Raw genomic sequence first — 1367 nt, 5'->3', positions numbered from 1 at the left:
GAAACTTATGGAATGGCCCGCCCTTTCACCCAGCATCGAGTAGGATGCTGATATCGGGAAAGAGAAAGGAACGAGCGAATGTCTATTGCTATCCTCGGTGTTGATCTGGGCAAGAACTCTTGCAGCATAGTTGGCGTCGATGCGGCCGGTGCCGTGGTCGTTCGTCGTACAATGCGCCGGCAGACGCTGATCGACTATGTGACGAAGCTTCCGGCCTGTGTGGTCGCAATGGAAGCATGTTGCGGCGCGCATCATCTGGGACGCCTGTTTATGGCGCAAGGCCACCAGATCCGGTTGATGTCGCCCGAATACGTTCGCCCATATATCAAAGCGCAGAAGAACGATGACCGCGATGCGGAGGGGATCGCGGAGGCCGCTTCACGGCCGACAATGCGTTTCGTTGAACTCAAGAGCCAGGAGCAGTTAGATATCCAGACGTTGCATCGGGTGCGTTCGCGCCTCGTAGCCGAACGAACGAACCTTCTCAACCAATTGCGAGCGATCTTGCTGGAACGCGGGGTGATCTTTCCTGCTGGCAGGCGAAAGTTCGAGCTTGATTTGGATCGCATGCGTTCCGAGGGCAATGAGACCTTGTCGCCCCGCATGCGTCAGCTGATTGACGGGCTGCGTGCCGAATGGAAAGAGCTCGACGCGAAGATTGGGGCGCTGAACGATGAGTTTGTCCAACTGGCGCGCAACGATGCCGCCACACGCAGGTTGACCTCGATCCCTGGCATTGGGGTGCTCAACGCGACGGCTTTGGTCGCGGCCGTGGGTAATGCAAGCAGCTTTGCCAAGGCCCGAGACCTTGGCTCCTGGCTTGGGTTGGTTCCGAGACAATACAGCACGGGCGGCAAGGCACGGCTGCTTGGGATATCCAAGCGTGGCAACACCTATCTGCGCACTTTGCTCATCCATGGCGCGCGTGCGGCATTGCCATCGCTTTCAAAAAGCGACACTCCTTTGGGGCGATGGCTGACAGCAATGATCGAGAGAGGCGTGCATCGGAACGCAGTGGTGGTGGCGTTGGCCAACAAGCTGGCGCGTATCGCTTGGGCCGCTTTACGCAAAGAGACACGCTTCGAACGCGGTTACCTGGTAGCGACGGCATAATTGGGTCGGAACATGCTATCGCACACGTAGCCCAATGAGGTTTGCAGGAAGGATCGTGAAGATGGCCTGACAGTCGATCGGCGTTTGGAAAGCCCGGTTTAAAAAATGGCACATGATGCCGAGAAACTTATGGGGCTCTAGACGCGCGGATGTCCATCTTGGCCATGGGGGCGACCCATGAGACCGTATACGTTGACGCAGACTGATCAGAACACCGTAAAATCTTCTTGCAGACGGGCGGGCCATACGTTTTT

General features: G+C 57.1%; 1 protein-coding gene. It reads left to right on the top strand.

Annotation, left to right across the window (positions count from 1 at the left end; translation table 11 throughout):
* Nucleotides 1-78 precede the first annotated feature (78 nt).
* Nucleotides 79-1113, top strand: a complete 1035-nt coding sequence (locus tag PH547_RS33665) for an IS110 family RNA-guided transposase (RefSeq protein WP_004118306.1) — start codon at nt 79-81, stop codon at nt 1111-1113.
* Nucleotides 1114-1367 lie beyond the last annotated feature (254 nt).

Source organism: Rhizobium cerradonense, assembly GCF_030182455.1.
In the GTDB taxonomy this organism is placed as follows: Bacteria; Pseudomonadota; Alphaproteobacteria; order Rhizobiales; family Rhizobiaceae; genus Rhizobium.
This window is presented reverse-complemented; position numbering and strand designations above follow the sequence as displayed.

Bases quoted from the DNA above. Each gene is read 5' to 3' on its own strand.
- PH547_RS33665 (WP_004118306.1), top strand. From the start codon at position 79: ATGTCTATTGCTATCCTCGGTGTTGATCTGGGCAAGAACTCTTGCAGC.